This window comes from Streptococcus sp. 517s, from assembly GCF_054445985.1.
In genome coordinates this window covers 1,237,255-1,256,503 of record NZ_CM136847.1, presented here as the reverse complement: position 1 = coordinate 1,256,503, position 19,249 = coordinate 1,237,255, and the positions used below count along the sequence as shown (strand labels likewise).

The window sequence follows — 19,249 nt, the reverse complement described above, 5'->3', positions numbered from 1 at the left end:
AGGAGACGTTTCCTTTCATTTTTTTAACAAAAATTACTATTTTGGAGAAGGAGTTTTTTGTATATTTGTATATTATGAGAAAACGCCCACAAATAAGTTTTTAAAAATTTACGGTCAAAAAAGTCGATAAGATCAACCATTTATGATAAAATGGTAATTATGAAATAAAAGGGAGAGTGGAATGTTTTTTCAGGATAGAAAGATAAAATATTCAATCCGCAAATTGTCAGTTGCTACTGTGTCACTTGCGATTGGATTTTTGTTTGCGCCTGCGGTCATGGGAGCCGCTCAAGTAGCTCAAGCTGATGAGCTTACGGCTACTGAACAAGTGGAGAATAAAGCAGAGAGTCAGGTCTCGGTGGACTCTTCTACAATAGAGCAAGCAGAGTCTCAGAAAGAAAACCAAGTTACTTTGAAATCTTCTGAATCTGCGGTAGCAGAGACAAGTGAAGCGATAGCATCTACGGGTTTTAGAAATGCTCAGCCAACTACGAGCACTGCCCAAGCAACTCCAGCAAATGCTAGTCTCAATAAGAGCACTTTGGAGAACTACCTCAAAGAGTTGCGTAGCAAGGACTTTTCAAGTAAGACAGACGATAGTCTAGAAATCTTGAATGGCGTGATGACAGTGGCTGATAGTGTGCTTCAAACTGCAACAAAGCAAGAAGAAATTGATAAAATTTATCGCAATCTAGTGAATTTTGTCAATTCAGGTCTTCGTGATAAAAATCCGAAAGTCATCCCAGAAAAGGATAAGGCTCCTCACACAGCACTTTATGAGTTTGAAAGTGCTACACCAGGAAAATCAGCTCCGTGGGGACTGAGCTACTTAAAGCCAGAAGACACTACCGTTTACCACAAAGGCGATAAAGTAAAGGCCATCCAGCCAACTGAAACAACTTATGTAGAGAATGATGGAAGTGGTAGATGGACCTTTAAGGGCTATGACTATGATAGCCAGGTGATTGACAAAGATGATGTTTTCTTCACGGGTAAGTGGGAATTTACGCCGACACCATACAAGGCTACCTATAGAGCGGTTAATGGATCACCTGAAAAAACTTTGCCATCTTATCTTGCAACTTGGAGTCCAGAAGATAAAAGAAGATTTGCAGATGGAGAACTAGTAAGACCAAAAGAATTTGAATATGCTTTTTCCAATCGAGAAGAATATCCTAATAGAACAGGCTATTGGGCTTTGACTGGCTTTGATGCTCCAAGTAAAGTGACAAACAATGGCGATGTGGAGTTTGTAGGAACTTGGAAATACTTTGAGGATGTCACTGTATCCTACAAACCTATGAACCAGCACGATTTTGAGAATTTTTATAATTTACCAAGTAGTCCCAAGACTTCACGTGACGAATATAAATTACCTCTTCCTAAGGAGATAAAAGATCTCGAAAGTAAGCTATACGATTACAAGCTTTCTCTCAATCAGTTTGATAAACGTGATGAGCATTTACCTAAAAATATACTGGATACGATAGCGGCTTTGCTTCGCTACGATGAAGCCCAAAATCTCTACAAACCCTTTTATGATGCGGAAAATGAAGGAAATTGGACCTTTGAGGAAGATGTAGTGGATTTAACTTTCAGCCGTGAACTAGAGCGGGCGGCTACATATGGGGAAATACCAAAAGTTACAATACCATTGGAGTTTGTATTTAAAGGGGTTCCTCGGAAACCGACTTACGAGTTTCTCAGTGGAACTGCTGGCAAAGCATTACCTGCTGAGATCAATAATCTGAAGCCGGTAGATATGCCTGAATGGGAGTATGCAAAGAGAAAGCAATACCCGAAAGGTGAGATGGTTCAGTCTGTTAGACCGACTCAAGAGTCCTACTATGATGCAGTTAACAAGGGTACCTGGACCTTTACAGGCTACGATTTTACTAAAAAACCAGTAAGTGAGTGGGATCATAAAGGATGGAACCTTAAGTTTACAGGTACTTGGACTTTTGTAGCGGATAAGTACTCAGAAAACTATGAGTTTGTTAGCTCAGATCCTAGTCGAACTCTACCAGCTGCAGTTAAGGCCTTGACGCCAAGTAATACAAATACTTACGATAATGGCGAAACTGTATTTGCGGAATATCCACGTGAGACGACCTACATGGACTTTGATAACGAGGGTACTTGGAAATTTGATGGCTATGACGCTAATAGCAAGGTAGTTAATCAAGATAAAGTTCTCTTTACAGGTAAATGGTCTTTCGCACCACACAGAGATAAGACTGTTTCCTTTAACTTTGTCAGTGATACCCCAGGGAAGGCTATTCCAGATGATCTGAAGGCGCAAATTCCAGCTCCTATCACGACATCTCCAAAAGATTATTCTGATAATGTCAAGAATGTCCTTCGCAATTTTTACACATACACAGATGAAGAGAATGATGGTACATGGAAATTTATTGCTCCTGAGGTGATAGAAAAGCCAACTGATGATGAGGACTCTACTTACACTCTCCACTGGGTCTTTGAGCCGACCAAGCATAGTGTCTACTATGACTTTTATACAGATTCAAAAGATTCTTCTGGTAATTTAATCTATCCACCACATACTTTGTATGATCTAATCACTTATGAAAGAGAATTTGTCAAGGGTGAAAAAGCTCGCGTTAAAATGCCATCTAAAACAAGATTTGAGGATCCTGATGGCAGAGGGACTTGGGTATTTGATGACTACTATGAAGATGATAATACGACTATTTCCTCACGTGTGAAAACAGTAGGGACAGGAGACGTTCTCTTTAGAGGAAGATGGATTTTGGTTCCTACTGATCAGTCTGATACGATCTACAGAGTGGAGTATAAATTTACTAACTCGACTCCTGCGTATCCTCTTCCAAATAAGATTCGCGAGATGCTTCCAACTGGCACTGATTTCGTTGCGCGAGCTGATGATTACAAAGATGCAAGCAAACTTGACACCACCACAGTAACTGTTCCGACAGGTACTTGGACTTTCCATGGTTTTGATGCGGATAAATACGGAAAAGCTATTGCAGGTACGAAAGTGAAGACCATCACAGGAACTTGGAGCTTTACGCCAAATGGTATAGATTATCAGTTCCAATCAACTAATCCTGCTTTCGCATTACCAGATCATATCACCAAGTTGACTCCGAAAAATCCTTATGATTACAAGTTATATCCTAAGGAAATTCTGGCTGAACAACCAAGTGAAACGACTTATGTTGATACAGCGAATAAAGTGACTTGGACATTTGCAGGATACGATAAAGAAAAAATTGTTGTAGGAAAAGGCAGACAGACTTTCCTTGGAAGCTGGGTGCCTACTCCAAATCCAGAATATGTATTCAAATCATCTAAAGCAGGTGTTCCATTACCACAAAGTATTTTGGGAATGCTTCCAAATGATGAGGCTTCTTACAATGTTGGTGACACCATTGTAGCCAAACAACCTGCTGAAGAATCAGTAGTTGAAGAAGAAAAAGACTATGTCTGGACCTTCAAAGGTTATGATCAGAAGAATGCGACGTATAATGGCAAGCGTGTGACATTTACGGGTATCTGGGAAGTAACGCCTAGACCGCATCATGTAAGCTATACTTTTGTAAGTGTTACATCTGGTGTTGATTTACCTGAATTTATCCAGAAGAAAGCACCAAAAGACAGCTCAAGCTATTACAACATGCAAAAAGTTGTACCAGAAGAGTTGACTGAAACGACTTACAAAGATGATATGAACGATGGTACCTGGACTTTCGTTGGTTACGATGCCAAAAGTAAGATTGTGAAAAAAGCTGATTTGACTTTCACAGGTAAGTGGAAGTTTGAAGCCAACAAGTATCAATCAACTTACCGCTTCGAGAGTGAGACAGCAGGTAAAACTCTTCCAGCAGCCATCGCCGCATTGACTCCAAGTGACAGTGCAACTTATGTGAATGGGGATACTGTTTCCGCTCAACAACCATCTCAAACCACTTACACCGACGCAGTGAACGACGGCACTTGGACCTTCAAGGGTTATGACGCAGCTAGCGCCGTTGTCAATAAAGCTAATGTAGAGTTTGTAGGAAAATGGGCCTTTGAAGCTAATAAGTACCAAGCAAGTTACCGCTTCGAGAGTGCAACAGCAGGTAAGGCTCTTCCAGCAGCCATCGCCGCATTGACTCCAAGCGACAGTGCCACTTATGTGAATGGTGCCTCTGTTTCCGCTCAGCAACCATCACAAACCACATACACAGATACTGTGAACGATGGCATTTGGACCTTCAAGGGTTACGACGCAGCTAGCGCTGTAGTCAACAAGGCCAATGTTGAATTTGTAGGAAAATGGGAATTCAAGGCGAATCCGACAAATGCTGAAACTTATACGCCTCAAGTAACGGAAGAAACTATCAAGGTTGGACAAACACTTGACTTGACCGATAATGTGACGAACTTGCCAAGTCTTCCATCTGGCACTAAGGTAGTTGATATTACACCTGCAGGTCAAATTGACACAACAAAACCAGGAACTTACACAGGTAAAGTACGTATTGATTATCCAGATGGTTCTTCTACTGAAGTTCCTGTACCAGTTAATGTTTTGCCTGCACCGGTAACTGAAACCTATAAAGTGACTTACCGCTTCGAGAGTGCAACCGCAGACAACAACTTGCCAGCAGAAGTATTGAGCTTACTTCCACAAAGTGGAACATATACTACAAGTTCTTCTGCAGCGATTGCTTTTGTTCCAGAAGCACCGATGCCTGTAGAAGTTGCTGTTGCAAATGGTACATGGACATTCCTAGGTTACCAAGAAGTGGAAGAGGGGGCAAATCCAACCTTCGTCGGTAAGTGGGTCTTTGAAGTGAAGCAAGATCCTAGTCCACAACCACAGCCTGCACCAACGCCACAACCACAACCGGTTCCGCAACCAGTACCTCAACCCAATCCAGTTCCACCAGTGAAGCCAGGGGACGAGCAGGGGGCTGATAATAATCAGGTAAATAGACTTCAACCAAGAAAACCTGAAGAGAATCCACCAGCTCAAAATCCAGCAGGAGAAAAGGAAAAACAAGCTACATTGCCAAATACAGGTAGCACTGCACCGCTTTCACTCACTGGTCTAATGACTAGCTCTCTTCTTGCAGGTCTAGCAGCGTTGCTTCTTGGTCGCAAGCTTTAATGCTTAGAGAAGACCAATTTGGTCTTCTCTTTTTGCATTTCTAGTCTAAGAGTGGTACTTGGAGAAATTGAGAGCCTTGTGATAGGTCAGATGAGTTGGACTACTGAAAATGTTCAAAATATGGTATAATGGTTAGATGAATAGAATCGAGGATAGTATGTCATTTACGAAATTTCAGTTTAAAAACTATATAGAAAAGGCATTGGAGGAGTTGAAGTTTACGACTCCTACAGAGGTACAAGAAAAATTAATACCTATTGTCTTGGCAGGTCGTGACTTAGTGGGCGAGTCAAAAACAGGTTCAGGAAAGACTCATACTTTCCTATTACCAATTTTTCAGCAATTAGATGAAACTAGCGATAGTGTGCAAGCAGTGATTACGGCTCCAAGTCGTGAGTTAGCTACTCAGATTTACCAAGCAGCTCGTCAGATTGCAGCCCACTCTGAAGTGGAAGTTCGTGTGGTTAATTATGTGGGTGGTACGGATAAGGCGCGTCAGATTGAAAAACTTGCCAGCAGCCAACCCCATATTGTCATCGGGACTCCAGGTCGTATCTATGACTTGGTCAAATCTGGCGATTTGGCCATTCACAAGGCTAAGACTTTTGTTGTCGATGAAGCCGATATGACCTTGGATATGGGATTCTTGGAAACCGTTGATAAGATTGCAGGGAGCCTTCCAAAAGACTTGCAATTCATGGTCTTTTCAGCAACTATTCCACAAAAATTACAACCATTCTTGAAAAAATACTTGTCAAATCCTGTTATGGAGAAAATCAAGACCAAGACAGTTATCTCAGATACGATCGATAATTGGTTGATTTCTACCAAGGGCCGTGACAAGAACGCTCAAATTTATCAGTTGACTCAGTTGATGCAGCCTTATTTGGCAATGATCTTTGTTAACACAAAAACGCGTGCTGATGAATTGCATGCCTACTTGACTGCCCAAGGATTGAAGGTAGCAAAGATTCATGGGGATATTGCCCCTCGTGAACGCAAGCGGATCATGAACCAGGTGAAAAATCTGGATTTTGAGTACATTGTTGCAACAGACTTGGCAGCGCGTGGAATTGACATTGAAGGGGTCAGCCATGTTATCAATGACGCCATTCCGCAAGACTTGTCCTTCTTTGTTCACCGAGTTGGACGTACTGGGCGCAACGGTCTGCCTGGTACAGCGATTACCCTTTACCAACCAAGTGATGACTCGGATATCCGTGAGTTGGAGAAATTAGGGATCAAGTTTACTCCTAAGATGGTCAAAGATGGAGAGTTTCAAGACACCTATGACCGTGATCGTCGTGCCAATCGTGAAAAGAAGCAGGATAAGCTTGATATCGAAATGATTGGCTTGGTCAAGAAGAAAAAGAAAAAAGTTAAACCGGGTTATAAGAAGAAAATCAAATGGGCGGTTGATGAAAAACGCCGCAAAACCAAGCGTGCTGAAAATCGCGCACGTGGCCGTGCAGAGCGGAAAGCCAAACGCCAAACATTTTAAGAACAAAATTGGAGCTGAATGGCTCCTTTTTGTAACTTCGTTTTATAAATTTTCGAAAAGAATGCAAAAATGAGTAAAAAGTGATATAATGATAAAGTTATATAGTCCCGATAAGATGGTAGAAATTTCTATCAGTACTTTGTAACTCGCAAAGAATGATGGCTCCAAAGTCGCTCGTCCTTCTACGGTTGCCGCTATAACGCGTTCACCCTATGCGCCTTACTAGCTTCAGAAATAAAAAAACATCGTTTTTATTTCTTTCGCGTCGTAACTCTTAGACTATAGAAATACCTATCAGTACTTTGTAACTCTATAACAATATTTTTTAAGGGGGGACATTTTTATGTCAGAACGTAAATTATTCACGTCTGAATCTGTATCTGAGGGGCATCCGGATAAGATTGCAGACCAAATTTCAGATGCGATTTTGGATGCTATTTTAGCAAAGGATCCAGAGGCGCACGTTGCTGCTGAGACAGCTGTATACACTGGTTCTGTCCATGTTTTTGGTGAAATTTCTACAAATGCCTATGTGGATATCAACCGTGTGGTTCGTGATACCATTGCAGAGATTGGTTATACGAATGCAGAATATGGTTTTTCTGCGGAAACAGTTGGAGTTCATCCATCGCTTGTTGAGCAGTCACCGGATATCGCCCAAGGTGTTAACGAAGCCTTGGAAGTCCGTGGAAATGCAGATCAAGATCCGCTTGACTTGATTGGTGCTGGTGACCAAGGTCTCATGTTTGGATTTGCAGTGGATGAGACAGAAGAACTCATGCCATTGCCAATTTCACTCAGCCACAAACTGGTTCGTCGCTTGGCAGAACTTCGTAAGTCTGGTGAAATCAGCTATCTTCGCCCAGACGCAAAATCACAAGTTACAGTTGAGTATGATGAAAATGATCGTCCGGTACGTGTGGACACAGTCGTTATTTCAACTCAGCACGATCCAGAAGTTAGCAATGAACAAATCCATCAAGATGTGATTGACAAGGTTATCAAAGAAGTTATTCCAGCTTCCTACTTGGATGAGCAAACAAAATTCTTCATCAACCCGACCGGCCGCTTTGTAATCGGTGGACCTCAAGGAGACTCAGGTTTGACTGGCCGTAAGATTATCGTGGATACGTATGGTGGCTACTCTCGTCATGGTGGTGGTGCCTTCTCTGGTAAGGATGCGACGAAGGTGGACCGTTCAGCCTCTTATGCAGCTCGCTACATTGCTAAGAATATCGTTGCAGCAGGTCTTGCTAAGAAAGTAGAAGTGCAATTGGCCTATGCCATCGGTGTGGCACAGCCTGTTTCTGTTCGTATCGATACTTTTGGTACAGGAACAGTAGCTGAAAGCAAACTTGAAAAAGCAGCGCGTCAAATCTTTGATCTTCGCCCTGCAGGAATTATCCAAATGCTGGATCTTAAACGTCCAATTTACCGTCAAACAGCGGCTTATGGACACATGGGACGTACAGATATTGACCTTCCATGGGAACGTTTAGACAAGGTAGAGGCTTTGAAAGAAGCTGTGAAATAAAATTAAAAGATTGGTAGTACACAACTACCAATCTTTTTTGTAAGTGAAGACCAGCTTTTAAGCTGGTATCCTTATTTTATAGGGATTGAGATCTCAATCAATTTATCCGAATAGAGGGTTTTGATATTGGCTTCATCGATGCTTCCCTTGTCGATTTTACGTTTCAAGAAGAAGTCTTGGATGGTTTCAATTTCGGGTTCACGAATAGCACGGTGTTTGTTGGAAATGAGGATTTCATAGTGAAGCGGGGCTTGTGTGAAAACCACATCTGTATTTCCGGCCGAATAGACCTCGACAAGAGTTGCGTCAGTACTTTCTAATTGGCTTTTAACAAGTTGCGAGTGTGAATTAGTCGTGTTGATAAGCTTCATAACAGTTCCTCCGATTTTCTAACTCTATTATAGCACTTTTTGGATAAAATCGTGTATTTTAGCCAATTCCATGCTGGATTTTCCAAGCTTCAATTCCCCATTTATGGCTACCACGTTTGAGTTTTTCAATTGCCTCATTAATAGGAAACCAAGCAATATGATTAAAATCTTCTAAGGGGTTTTGTACTTCTTGGAAAGAAATAGCTTCGTAGAGATAAGCTGGATTGTAGTAGTAGGTATCACGGTGGCGAGAGTAGAAATACTCATCAGCTTGTCCATAATAGGTTCCAATCTCAGCTGTAAAGCCAAGTTCTTCGATTAGTTCTCTCTTCAGTGCTTCTTGATGATCTTCGCCTGCTTCAATCTCTCCACCTGGCAAGAACCAAGCCCCATTGGGAGCTTGGACTAAGACAATTTGTTTTTTCTCCGCATCCGGAATAACTGCGTACACACCATAGCGGGACTGGTAGGTCACATTCTCTTTTTTTTCACCAAAAGTTGGGTTTGCCATTGCATTTTCCTCATTCTCTAGTATCTTTATTATTATCATAATGGACGAGGGGCTAGCTGTCAAGAATAAACCAACGAACTTGTGCAGAAATAGCTAGTTTGTCTTGATTAGTATTTGTCTAGTCAAACTTTCCAACCCTAGCACTATAACTGGTATAATAAAAGAGAGGTGATTTTATGGCAGAATCAAGACTATTTCGTATCCTATACCTACTTTTAGAAAAAGGCAGTACAACGGCTCCTGAATTAGCCCGATTATTTGAAGTATCTGTACGAACGATTTATCGCGATATTGAGCGGTTGAGTATGGCGGGAATCCCTCTATATTCAGTACCTGGAAAGGCGGGCGGAATCTTTTTAATGAAAGACTTTGTTCTGGATCGTACTCTCGTATCGGAGGATGAAAAATTAGAACTTCTGTCATCTTTGCAAGGGCTTCAAGCCCTGACCAATGATAGGCAAGACCTGTTGCTTGAAAAATTGGAATCTATTTTTCAAGTTTCTACCAGCCCTTGGATAGAGGTAGACTTGACTGACTGGAGAAAGCGAGAAGGTCAAAAAGAATTATTTGATAACATCAAACAAGCTATTCTAGAGAAGAGGCGACTGGTGGTCACTTATCTGGGTGGGAGTGGTCAGAAAACGGTTCGTACAGTTGAACCTTTTAAACTCATATTTAAAAAGAGAGATTGGTATCTTCATGCCTACTGTTGTTTGAAAGAAGAGTGGCGTTTTTTCAAATTATCCAGAATTAGGAACTATCACCTAACAACTGAAACTGTGAAGCAGAAAAATGTGGAGGATTGGGTTGATGGTTCAGATCAAGTGGCACATCAAATCGAAGTTTCCTTGAAGTTTAGTCCCAAGCTTGCTTTCCGGGTTGATGAAGATTTTTCAGAAGATGCGATTAGCTTGGGGAAAGATGGCTACTACTATGTCAAGACAGTCTTACCAGAGCACGAAAGCATGTATACTTACCTCCTGTCTTATTTAGATGGAGTGGAAATACTCGAACCCGATTATGTGAAGAAGGAACTACTTTCTAGAGTAGAAAAAATCCAAAAACTTTACAAACCTTGACAAAAGATGTCAGGGTTTTGGTGTTATACTAGAGACAGAAAGGAGAAGAACCAAATGAAATACGAATGGAGAAAAGAAGCAAAAGCTCTTTATCAAGTGAAGGCTAGGCCCAGCATCTTGCAGGTGCCAGGTCAATCCTATATCGTGATTGATGGTAAAGGCGATCCAAATCAAGAAGATTTTTCAGAACGAGTAGGGGCCTTATATGCCTTAGCCTATGCGATAAAGATGAAGTATAAAAAAGCTCCTCTGGATGAGGTTTACACTGATTTTACTGTCTTTCCTTTAGAAGGGGTATGGAAAAAGGAGAAGAAAGGAGAGCTGGTAAAAAGTGAGCTTTCTTATAGCATTATGATTGGGCAACCCGATTTTATTACGAGAGAACTATTTGAGGAAGCTCTGGAAGAGGTCAAAATCAAGAAGCCAAATCCTCTCTATGAGGCTGTTCGTTTTGAAAAGATAGAAGAAGGCCAAAGCCTTGCTATGATTCATGTAGGACCTTTTGATACTGAAAATGAGACTTTTGCAGAGATGGAGCATTTTTGTCAACTTCATAAGCTCAAAAGAACTTCGGAAGTCCACCGAGAAATTTATCTCAATAACCTTCATCGAACGGAGCCAAGCAAATTAAAAACAATTCTTCGCTATCAAGTTCAAGAAGAGAATTAAAAAAGAACAGGAAACAAGATTTCCTGTTCTTTTTTATGAGTTCTAATCTTCTCTTTCAGAAGTATTCTCTTTGATTTTTTCAGTTTTTTTGGCAGATTTGATTTGAATCTTACCATTGCTTGTCATAACTGCTTTGAGGTCTTTTTCACTTGGATTTTCAAGGTAGAAGTCAGTGATGGCATCCTCAATATGGTCTTGAATGGTACGGCGGAGTGGGCGTGCCCCCATTTTTGGATCATAACCTAAGTCAACCAATTTTTCCTTGACCTTGTCTGTCACATCGAGGTGGATATTGTTGCTGGAGAGGCGTTTGTTGACATCCGCTAGCATGAGTTCGACGATTTGGAGAAGGTTGTCCTTGCTGAGAGCTTTGAACTCGATGATGCCGTCAAAACGGTTCATAAACTCTGGGCTAAAGAAGTTACCGAGTTCGCCGAGAACAGAGTTGGTACGTCCTTCACGAGCAGCTCCAAAACCAACGCTGGCTTCGGCCTTACCGGTACCCGCATTTGAGGTCATGATAATGATAGCATCCTTAAAGCTAACTGTGCGTCCTTGCCCATCAGTCAAACGACCATCGTCCAAGACTTGAAGGAACATGTGCATCACATCTGGGTGGGCTTTTTCAACTTCATCGAGAAGGATGAGTGAGTAAGGATTGCGACGAACCTTTTCAGTCAGTTGACCAGCTTCATCATAGCCTACATAGCCTGGAGGAGCACCGACTAATTTAGCCACACTGTGTTTTTCCATGTATTCACTCATATCAAAGCGAATCATGCTGTCAGCAGAACCAAAGAGCTCAATGGCTAGTTGTTTGGAAAGTTCTGTCTTACCGACACCAGTTGGTCCGACAAAGAGGAAACTTCCGATTGGGCGGTTGGGAGTACCAAGTCCAACACGATTACGACGGATGGCTTTGGCAATCTTATCGACAGCTTCATCTTGACCAATGACATGAGCTTTGAGGTCGTCTGCTAGATGGATAAGCTGAGACTGTTCTTTTTCTTTGAGTTCTCCAACAGGAATATTGGTTTTCTGCTCAATGATATGTTCAATGGTTTTCTCGCTGATAATTGGAGTATCCTGATCGGTCACCTTGTTCTTTTGCATTTCTTTGTACTTGGCAATCTGATCGCGGAAATAAGCAGCCTTTTCAAAGTCTTCCTCTCGTGTAGCCTGAGCTTTGAGATTCTCAGCCTCAATCAAACGCTGATCAATCACTTTAGGATCAACAAAGTTCAGTGTCAGATTCATCTTTGAACCAGCTTCGTCTAAAAGGTCAATAGCTTTGTCAGGCAAGAAGCGGTCTTGGATGTAGCGGTTGGAAAGATTGGCAGCAGCTTCGATAGCAGCGTCTGTGTACTTGACATGATGGTAGTCTTCGTATTTTTTTTGAACCCCTTTGAGGATGGTAATGGTTTCTTCGACAGTTGGTTCATCTACCTTGACAGGCTGCATACGGCGCTCTAGAGCAGCATCTTTTTCAATGATACGGTATTCATTGAGAGTAGTGGCACCGACCAGTTGCAATTCACCACGGGCAAGGGCAGGTTTGAGGATATTGCCTGCATCCATATTGCCATCACCTGCTGATCCTGCGCCAACAATTTCATGGATTTCATCGATAAAGAGGATGATGTCCTCTCGTTTGCGGATTTCTTCCATGAGTTTTTGCATACGTTCTTCAAATTGGCCTCGAATACCTGTTCCTTGAACTAGACTAACCACATCCAAACGGATAACTTGCTTGCCTTGGAGTTTATGGGGAACATCGCCATCGACAATCTTCTGAGCTAAACCTTCGACAACGGCTGTTTTACCAACACCAGGTTCTCCGATAAGGACAGGGTTGTTCTTGGTTCGACGGTTGAGGATTTCGATAACGCGGATAATCTCCTCATCTCGACCGATAACAGGGTCAATATCTCCCCGACGAGCAATCTCAGTTACGTTGATACCATATTCCTCTAGGAGTCCTCTTTCTTGGCTAGGAGGTGTTTGAAGTGGACCACGGTTTTGAGGCCCATAACCCCCATTTCCACCGTGACCATCACCTGATTGAGTGGGAGGAATGTTATTAGAAGAAGGTCTGAAATTGTTCAAATCATTGAAAAAGTCGCCAAATGGATCAAAGTCATGATTGTTTAAGTCAGTCATTCCTTTAAAGAGGGTATTATTTGGATCTGTTTTGATAATTTTATAGCAGTTTTGACAGAGATCAATTTGCTTTTGCTGTCCATTGATATTGGTATACAGATGAATTGTTGAGTCGTTAATTTTACAGTTTTGACAGAGCATACATCTACCTCATTTCATTCTTATTCTTGGTCTAAGAAAAAGGTCAAGAATAGTCAAAGTTTTATACTCTCATTATAGCATGATTAAGGTGTAAAGCAAGTAAAAAGATTGGGAAGTGGTCGTTTTTAAAAGAAGGATTTATGGAGAATCAAGCGACATTGAAGGTAAGAAAAAATCCCATTTGTGGTGACAAAAAGGATTCTCATTCATCGGGCCTTACTGCCCGTTGTTTTTATATTAGTAAAGAAGTTCGTAGATCTCCATTGCAATCAAATCAATGCTATCAAAGGTATAAGTTTCACGAGCTTCTACATCGCGAAGGGTGAAGAGTGATCCGTTTTCTTCGTCATGGCTGTATGCAACTTCTGCGACAACAACACCTTCACGTTCAAAATTACGTTTTAGATTTCCACCATCTTTTGTCATTGCTTCTAGGCGGTTAATGATTCTAACCAAATGTGATTCCATTTTGATTCTCCTCCATTTCTTATCGTTTCTATTTTACCATAAACAAGAGGTAGTTGACTAGAAAAAAACTGTGATTTCTCTCTATTTCTCCATTCTATCAAGTTAGTTGTTAAAATTAGAGAAAAAGGATTGCATTTTAATTCAATTCATGTTATAATCATACAATCCAATACATAGAAAGTTGATTGAATATGAATTTTTCTTTTTTACCAAAGTATTTACCATATTTTAACTATGGTGCTCTGATTACCGTATTGATTTCCATCTTTGTTGTCTGCTTAGGGACCATTATAGGTGTGTTACTGGCCTTTGCCCAACGTTCACGCTTTAAACCGCTCGTTTGGTTTGCAAATGTGTATGTTTGGATCTTCCGTGGAACTCCGATGATGGTTCAGATTATGATTGCCTTTGCTCTTATGCATATCAATGCTCCAACTATTCAAGTGGGAATTTTAGGAGTTGATCTTTCTCGTTTGATTCCTGGTATTCTGATTATTTCTATGAACAGTGGTGCTTACGTTTCAGAAACTGTTCGTGCGGGGATCAATGCCGTTCCTAAAGGGCAATTAGAGGCCGCATATTCTCTAGGTATTCGTCCGAAAAATGCCATGCGTTATGTCATTTTGCCACAAGCTATCAAAAATATTCTTCCAGCTCTGGGAAATGAATTTATCACCATTATCAAGGATAGTTCCCTCTTGTCTGCGATTGGGGTGATGGAGTTGTGGAATGGTGCAACGACAGTAGCAACAACAACTTATTTACCATTGACTCCCCTTTTATTTGCAGCCTTTTACTATTTGATTATGACCTCTGTTTTGACAGTGGCGTTGAAAGCATTTGAAAAACATATTGGACAAGGAGACAAGAAATAATGACAGAAACCTTGATTAAAATTGAAGAACTACATAAGTCTTTTGGGAAAAATGAAGTTTTAAAAGGCATCAATCTTGAGATTAAACGTGGAGAAGTTGTGGTCATTATCGGTCCGTCAGGGAGCGGGAAATCAACTCTCCTTCGTTCGATGAATCTCCTTGAAGAAGCAAGTAAAGGTAAGGTTATCTTTGAAGGAGTTGATATCACAGATAAGAAAAATGACCTTTTTGCTATGCGTGAAAAGATGGGTATGGTATTCCAACAATTCAACCTCTTTCCCAATATGACAGTGATGGAAAATATCACTTTGTCACCAATTAAAACCAAAGGTGAAAGCAAGGAAGTTGCGGAGAAAAGAGCACAGGAACTGTTAGAAAAAGTTGGCTTGCCAGATAAGGCAACGGCCTATCCACAGAGTTTGTCAGGTGGTCAGCAACAACGGATTGCCATTGCACGTGGACTTGCTATGGAACCAGATGTTTTGCTTTTTGATGAGCCGACTTCAGCCCTAGACCCTGAGATGGTTGGAGAAGTCCTAGCTGTTATGCAAGACCTCGCTAAATCAGGGATGACTATGGTGATTGTGACTCATGAAATGGGCTTTGCGCGTGAGGTAGCAGACCGTGTTATCTTTATGGCGGATGGAGTTGTTGTCGAAGATGGAACACCAGAGGAGATTTTCGATCAAACAAAAGAACAACGGACCAAGGAATTTTTGAGTAAGGTTTTGTAAGACCTCATTTTTAGAAGAAATGGAGTAGGCATTATGTCTTCCAGTAAAGAATATTTAGATTTTATTCTCGAACAGCTATCGGAGTTAGAGGAGATAAGTTATCGTCCTATGATGGGAGAGTATATCCTTTATTATCGTGGGAAGATTATTGGGGGAATCTATGATAATCGTCTGTTACTGAAGCCTGTGAAGGTAGTCATGGATCAACTGGGACAGACTAGGCTTGAACGTCCTTATGAAGGAGCTAAGGAGATGATTTTGATAGAAGATATTGAAGATAAGTCATTTCTAACGAGATTAATTAAGGATATGTATGAAGTCTTACCGTCTCCAAAAGTCAAAAAGAAAGCATGACAAATTTACCTAGTATAAATAGGCATAAAAGCTCGATACGAGCTTTTTCTTATAGTTTCAGACTATAAGGTCTATTAGTCAAGAAATGTTAGAATGACAAGGTGTTTTTTGTTATAATAGAAGATATTTGATAGAAAAGAGAAGAGATATGGCTCAGATTATCGATGGGAAGGCTCTTGCAGCTAAGTTACAAGGACAGTTGGCTGAAAAGACGGCCAAACTAAAAGAAGAAACAGGTCTAGTTCCAGGATTGGTAGTGATTTTGGTGGGAGACAATCCTGCCAGCCAAGTCTACGTTCGCAATAAGGAACGGTCAGCTCTCGCTGCTGGCTTCCGTAGTGAAGTAGTGCGAGTTCCAGAGACCATTACCCAAGCGGAATTATTAGACTTGATTGCCAAATACAATCAAGATCCAGCTTGGCATGGGATTTTGGTCCAGTTACCTTTGCCAAAACATATCGATGAAGAGGCAGTTTTATTAGCCATTGACCCCGAAAAAGACGTGGATGGTTTCCATCCCCTAAACATGGGTCGCCTCTGGTCTGGTCATCCAGTTATGATTCCTTCAACACCTGCAGGAATTATGGAGATGTTTCATGAATATGGGATTGATCTAGAAGGTAAAAATGCGGTTGTTATCGGTCGCTCAAATATCGTTGGGAAACCAATGGCTCAGCTTCTTTTAGCCAAGAATGCGACTGTGACTTTGACTCACTCACGCACCCATCATCTTGCCAAGGTGACTGCTAAGGCAGATATTCTTGTGGTTGCAATCGGTCGCGCTAAGTTTGTGACTGCTGACTTTGTCAAACCGGGAGCGGTTGTCATTGACGTTGGGATGAACCGAGATGAAAATGGCAAGCTTTGTGGAGATGTTGATTATGATGCGGTTGCACCACTTGCTAGTCACATCACACCTGTACCTGGTGGAGTTGGACCTATGACTATTACCATGCTAATGGAGCAAACCTATCAGGCAGCGCTTCGAACACTGAACGAGGACTAGGAAGATGAAATTCGTATTTGACCTGGATGGAACGCTATCTTTTGACTACATGACCATTGATGAGGAGATTCAGCAGGTTCTTTTAAAGGCTGAAGATTATGGGCATGAGCTTGTGTTTGCCTCAGCCCGTTCTTATAGGGATTGCTTGGGTTTATTAGGCCCTGAACTCAGTCAGCGCTTGGTCATAGGATTGAATGGTGGCGTAGCCTATCATCTGGGGCAGGCTATCTTCGAAAGGAATCTCGATGCTAGAGTTTATCATGCGCTAGTGGATTATTGCCAGACCTACAATCTCCCTTTTTTTGCAGATGATTGCTTTGACTATAGCGGTCAGATTGTAGAGAAGATTCCATTTATTTCCAGTGTGGATCCCCTAAAGGTGGCTCGTCATCAGAAACTTGAGGACTTAGGGACTCCGATTAAGGTAGTCGTTTATATGGGTGACCATGAGAATTTGCTTGATGATCTGCTTGGTCAGCTAGAAAGACTAGGACAGGCTCATCTCTCCTATCATGCGCATGAAAAGTGCCTTTATGTTAATCCCTTGGATACTCATAAGGCGACAACTGTTGAAAAGTTATGTGGGGAGAACTTCATCGCTTTTGGAAATGACCAAAACGATATTGAACTGTTTAAAACGTCGCTCTATTCAGTTCAGATAGGAGACTTTGCTGGCCTTACTCCATATGCAGATGACACGTTAGAGCTAAAAGGAGCTCCTTCTCCAGCAGTAGCGGCTAAAATCTTACAGACCTTTGCGGAATTTAAGGGGAAATAGTGTAGAAGGAGGTCTGAACCTCCTTTTGTAGTATAATGGAGTGAGGTGATTAGATGATTTTAAAAATTTATAATGGAGAATATAGTTTACAATGGGATGGAATATACCACTTAGCACTGTTTGATTATCCAAATATTCAAGAGTGGGAATTAGAAAAAATTGCTAAATTTATAGCTTACGAAAAATTTCATAAACGTCAAACAAGTATCGAGTGTGCTGATTCTTGTTTAAAAAAAGAGATTTTAGATTACATCTGTCAGCATCCCTTTCTTCCACCATTTACCCCTACAGATAAAAGAGTAGCTTCGACTTATGATCTACATAAGAGGTTAGTGACTTCAGACTACTGTAGTCAAACTACGACTATAGATGCAGCGATTTCTATTTTTAAAACAGGCCAGCTCTTATCTGCTGTAAAAGCTTTTGGGAAAGGTGCTGAGGAGTTGGTTTTGGATAGTCGAAATGCTGCATCTGACCCGAAAGATTATTTTGACTATGTCATGTTAGGATGGTCAAATACAAGTTCTGGTTATCGATTGGCGATGGAGCGTTTATTAGGTCGAGCTCCTTCAGAGGAAGAATTACAAGACAAGTTTATTCCTGGAGTAAGTTTTCATTTTATCTATACAGATTTGATTAAAGTTCCTGGTTATATTTTTGATGGTTACCATGTTGCAAAAATTAAGAACATGCTGAATTTATTAAGTGAGTTGTATATTTGCATTATTCCAACTCATAATAAGAGCCAATTTGAAAATATTATTCCAACCAAAATACAAGATAGGGTGTATTATCTTGACTATGCTGGAGAAGACTTAGAAGAGTGGACTAAGAAAGTCTATCAAGTTGTTTTAAAACAATCAGATAAAGGATAGTTGAGGAAAATAACGATGAAAGTGATTGATCAAACTTTATTAGAAAAAGTTATTATTGAACGTTCTCGTCACAGCCATAAGGGAGATTACGGGCGTCTGCTCTTGCTGGGAGGGACCTATCCTTATGGGGGAGCTATCATCATGTCAGCTATTGCAGCTGTTAAAAGTGGGGCAGGTTTGGTGACTGTTGGAACGGATAAGGAGAATATTCCGGCTCTGCACAGTCATTTACCTGAGGCCATGGCATTTTCTCTTCAAGACCAGCAATTGTTAAAAGAACAGTTAGTAAAGGCAGAAGTTGTCTTGTTAGGTCCGGGTTTGCGAGAGGATGCATTTGGAGAAGAACTCGTAAAACGGGTCTTTGACAGCCTTAGAAAAGACCAGATTTTGATTGCAGATGGCGGTGCTTTGGGCATCTTAGCAAACGGCCAGTTACCATTTCCTTCCAGTCAGCTCATCCTAACTCCCCACCAAAAGGAATGGGAAAGACTGTCTGGTATAGTTCTTGACCATCAGAATACAGAGGCGACTGCTAGAGCTCTTTCAGCTTTTCCTCAAGGAACGATTCTAGTTGAGAAAGGTCCAGAGACTCGTATCTGGCAAGCTGGGCAGCCTGAATATTATCAATTAGAAGTCGGAGGCCCCTATCAAGCAACTGGTGGGATGGGAGATACTCTGGCCGGGATGATTGCAGGTTTTGCAGGTCAGTTTCACCAAGTCAGCCTCTATGAGAGAGTGGTGGTAGCGACTCACCTTCATTCAGCTATCGCGCAAGAACTAGCTCAAGAAAACTATCTTGTCTTGCCAACAGAAATTAGCAAGCTACTTCCGAAAGCAATGAAAAAAATATCTCAAAAAGACAACTAATACCTTGGTTGTCTTTTTATGTTGATGTAGCTTTGTTGATAAAGTTTTCAAATACCTCAGAACCAGGAATCAACTGCTGAACTTGCGTGAAATTCTAACTTTTAAGGTCTTGATTTTTAGTCAAACTCGCAATTAAAGCGAGATTTTTATCAAAGTTGAGGGGTGTCAAATCATGCTTTTTTTGAT

The 19,249-nt window shown here is 41.2% G+C and carries 16 protein-coding genes; 12 read left to right on the top strand and 4 right to left on the bottom strand.

Annotated elements, in window-relative coordinates:
- Positions 1 to 181: 181 nt before the first annotated feature.
- From ACVX3R_RS06415 to metK, 3 genes are all read left to right on the top strand, one after another.
- Positions 182 to 5,140 (top strand): SHIRT domain-containing protein, encoded by a 4,959-nt coding sequence (locus ACVX3R_RS06415; protein ID WP_458794603.1) that lies wholly within the window; start codon positions 182 to 184, stop codon positions 5,138 to 5,140.
- A 157-nt stretch (positions 5,141 to 5,297) separates the two neighbouring features.
- Entirely contained in the window at positions 5,298 to 6,641 is a 1,344-nt protein-coding gene (locus tag ACVX3R_RS06410; protein ID WP_458795682.1) for a DEAD/DEAH box helicase, read from the top strand.
- A 343-nt stretch (positions 6,642 to 6,984) separates the two neighbouring features.
- Entirely contained in the window at positions 6,985 to 8,175 is a 1,191-nt protein-coding gene (metK, locus tag ACVX3R_RS06405; protein ID WP_084868471.1) for a methionine adenosyltransferase, read from the top strand.
- A gap of 71 nt (positions 8,176 to 8,246) precedes the next feature.
- On the opposite strand, the gene ACVX3R_RS06400 is transcribed toward metK, so the two are convergent.
- Together ACVX3R_RS06400 and ACVX3R_RS06395 are read right to left on the bottom strand one after the other, a co-directional pair.
- Complete coding sequence (locus tag ACVX3R_RS06400) at positions 8,247 to 8,546, bottom strand: DUF1827 family protein (protein ID WP_000767205.1); 300 nt, start codon at positions 8,544 to 8,546, stop codon at positions 8,247 to 8,249.
- 58 nt (positions 8,547 to 8,604) lie between these two features.
- Positions 8,605 to 9,057 carry an NUDIX hydrolase gene (locus ACVX3R_RS06395; protein ID WP_458794602.1) on the bottom strand — a complete coding sequence of 151 codons (453 nt, stop codon included), beginning with the start codon at positions 9,055 to 9,057 and terminating at the stop codon, positions 8,605 to 8,607.
- Positions 9,058 to 9,233: 176 nt separating this feature from the next.
- Here ACVX3R_RS06395 and ACVX3R_RS06390 point away from each other — a divergent pair, with 176 nt between their 5' ends.
- On the top strand, positions 9,234 to 10,136 hold the full coding sequence (locus ACVX3R_RS06390) for a helix-turn-helix transcriptional regulator (RefSeq protein WP_458794601.1): 903 nt from the start codon (positions 9,234 to 9,236) through the stop codon (positions 10,134 to 10,136).
- Between the two features lie 54 nt (positions 10,137 to 10,190).
- Positions 10,191 to 10,805, top strand: coding sequence for a GyrI-like domain-containing protein (locus ACVX3R_RS06385; RefSeq protein ID WP_458794600.1), 615 nt, complete (start codon positions 10,191 to 10,193; stop codon positions 10,803 to 10,805).
- A gap of 42 nt (positions 10,806 to 10,847) precedes the next feature.
- Here ACVX3R_RS06385 and ACVX3R_RS06380 read toward each other — a convergent pair whose 3' ends face one another.
- Both ACVX3R_RS06380 and ACVX3R_RS06375 read right to left on the bottom strand, forming a co-directional pair.
- Positions 10,848 to 13,106: an ATP-dependent Clp protease ATP-binding subunit gene (locus tag ACVX3R_RS06380; protein WP_458794599.1), complete on the bottom strand. Its 2,259-nt coding sequence runs from the start codon at positions 13,104 to 13,106 to the stop codon at positions 10,848 to 10,850.
- A 237-nt stretch (positions 13,107 to 13,343) separates the two neighbouring features.
- On the bottom strand, positions 13,344 to 13,574 hold the full coding sequence (locus ACVX3R_RS06375; protein WP_000443577.1) for a DUF1797 family protein: 231 nt from the start codon (positions 13,572 to 13,574) through the stop codon (positions 13,344 to 13,346).
- 191 nt (positions 13,575 to 13,765) lie between these two features.
- Between ACVX3R_RS06375 and ACVX3R_RS06370 the strand changes: the two genes are divergently transcribed.
- The 7 genes from ACVX3R_RS06370 to ACVX3R_RS06340 all read left to right on the top strand — a co-directional run bounded on the left by ACVX3R_RS06370 (position 13,766) and on the right by ACVX3R_RS06340 (position 19,063).
- Complete coding sequence (locus tag ACVX3R_RS06370; protein WP_002875953.1) at positions 13,766 to 14,449, top strand: amino acid ABC transporter permease; 684 nt, start codon at positions 13,766 to 13,768, stop codon at positions 14,447 to 14,449.
- Positions 14,449 to 15,183 carry an amino acid ABC transporter ATP-binding protein gene (locus ACVX3R_RS06365; protein WP_000140925.1) on the top strand — a complete coding sequence of 245 codons (735 nt, stop codon included), beginning with the start codon at positions 14,449 to 14,451 and terminating at the stop codon, positions 15,181 to 15,183. Before ACVX3R_RS06370 ends, ACVX3R_RS06365 begins: the two co-directional genes overlap by 1 nt.
- Before the next feature lie 33 nt (positions 15,184 to 15,216).
- On the top strand, positions 15,217 to 15,537 hold the full coding sequence (locus ACVX3R_RS06360) for a TfoX/Sxy family protein (RefSeq protein ID WP_458794598.1): 321 nt from the start codon (positions 15,217 to 15,219) through the stop codon (positions 15,535 to 15,537).
- 148 nt (positions 15,538 to 15,685) lie between these two features.
- Positions 15,686 to 16,543, top strand: coding sequence for a bifunctional methylenetetrahydrofolate dehydrogenase/methenyltetrahydrofolate cyclohydrolase (locus ACVX3R_RS06355; RefSeq protein ID WP_458794597.1), 858 nt, complete (start codon positions 15,686 to 15,688; stop codon positions 16,541 to 16,543).
- A 4-nt stretch (positions 16,544 to 16,547) separates the two neighbouring features.
- Entirely contained in the window at positions 16,548 to 17,321 is a 774-nt protein-coding gene (locus ACVX3R_RS06350; RefSeq protein WP_458794596.1) for an HAD hydrolase family protein, read from the top strand.
- A gap of 53 nt (positions 17,322 to 17,374) precedes the next feature.
- A complete protein-coding gene (locus ACVX3R_RS06345; protein ID WP_458794595.1) occupies positions 17,375 to 18,196 on the top strand; it encodes a phosphate ABC transporter ATPase in 822 nt (273 codons plus the stop codon).
- 15 nt (positions 18,197 to 18,211) lie between these two features.
- Positions 18,212 to 19,063 (top strand): NAD(P)H-hydrate dehydratase, encoded by an 852-nt coding sequence (locus ACVX3R_RS06340; protein WP_458794594.1) that lies wholly within the window; start codon positions 18,212 to 18,214, stop codon positions 19,061 to 19,063.
- Positions 19,064 to 19,249: the final 186 nt, after the last annotated feature.

Excerpts from the sequence above, each read along its gene's own strand:
- ACVX3R_RS06340 (WP_458794594.1), top strand. The coding sequence starts at position 18,212 with ATGAAAGTGATTGATCAAACTTTATTAGAAAAAGTTATTATTGAACGT.
- ACVX3R_RS06400 (WP_000767205.1), bottom strand. The coding sequence starts at position 8,546 with ATGAAGCTTATCAACACGACTAATTCACACTCGCAACTTGTTAAAAGC.
- ACVX3R_RS06360 (WP_458794598.1), top strand. The coding sequence starts at position 15,217 with ATGTCTTCCAGTAAAGAATATTTAGATTTTATTCTCGAACAGCTATCG.
- metK (WP_084868471.1), top strand. The coding sequence starts at position 6,985 with ATGTCAGAACGTAAATTATTCACGTCTGAATCTGTATCTGAGGGGCAT.
- ACVX3R_RS06370 (WP_002875953.1), top strand. The coding sequence starts at position 13,766 with ATGAATTTTTCTTTTTTACCAAAGTATTTACCATATTTTAACTATGGT.
- ACVX3R_RS06390 (WP_458794601.1), top strand. The coding sequence starts at position 9,234 with ATGGCAGAATCAAGACTATTTCGTATCCTATACCTACTTTTAGAAAAA.
- ACVX3R_RS06375 (WP_000443577.1), bottom strand. The coding sequence starts at position 13,574 with ATGGAATCACATTTGGTTAGAATCATTAACCGCCTAGAAGCAATGACA.
- ACVX3R_RS06355 (WP_458794597.1), top strand. The coding sequence starts at position 15,686 with ATGGCTCAGATTATCGATGGGAAGGCTCTTGCAGCTAAGTTACAAGGA.
- ACVX3R_RS06380 (WP_458794599.1), bottom strand. The coding sequence starts at position 13,106 with ATGCTCTGTCAAAACTGTAAAATTAACGACTCAACAATTCATCTGTAT.
- ACVX3R_RS06365 (WP_000140925.1), top strand. The coding sequence starts at position 14,449 with ATGACAGAAACCTTGATTAAAATTGAAGAACTACATAAGTCTTTTGGG.
- ACVX3R_RS06345 (WP_458794595.1), top strand. The coding sequence starts at position 17,375 with ATGATTTTAAAAATTTATAATGGAGAATATAGTTTACAATGGGATGGA.
- ACVX3R_RS06350 (WP_458794596.1), top strand. The coding sequence starts at position 16,548 with ATGAAATTCGTATTTGACCTGGATGGAACGCTATCTTTTGACTACATG.
- ACVX3R_RS06395 (WP_458794602.1), bottom strand. The coding sequence starts at position 9,057 with ATGGCAAACCCAACTTTTGGTGAAAAAAAAGAGAATGTGACCTACCAG.
- ACVX3R_RS06385 (WP_458794600.1), top strand. The coding sequence starts at position 10,191 with ATGAAATACGAATGGAGAAAAGAAGCAAAAGCTCTTTATCAAGTGAAG.
- ACVX3R_RS06410 (WP_458795682.1), top strand. The coding sequence starts at position 5,298 with ATGTCATTTACGAAATTTCAGTTTAAAAACTATATAGAAAAGGCATTG.
- ACVX3R_RS06415 (WP_458794603.1), top strand. The coding sequence starts at position 182 with ATGTTTTTTCAGGATAGAAAGATAAAATATTCAATCCGCAAATTGTCA.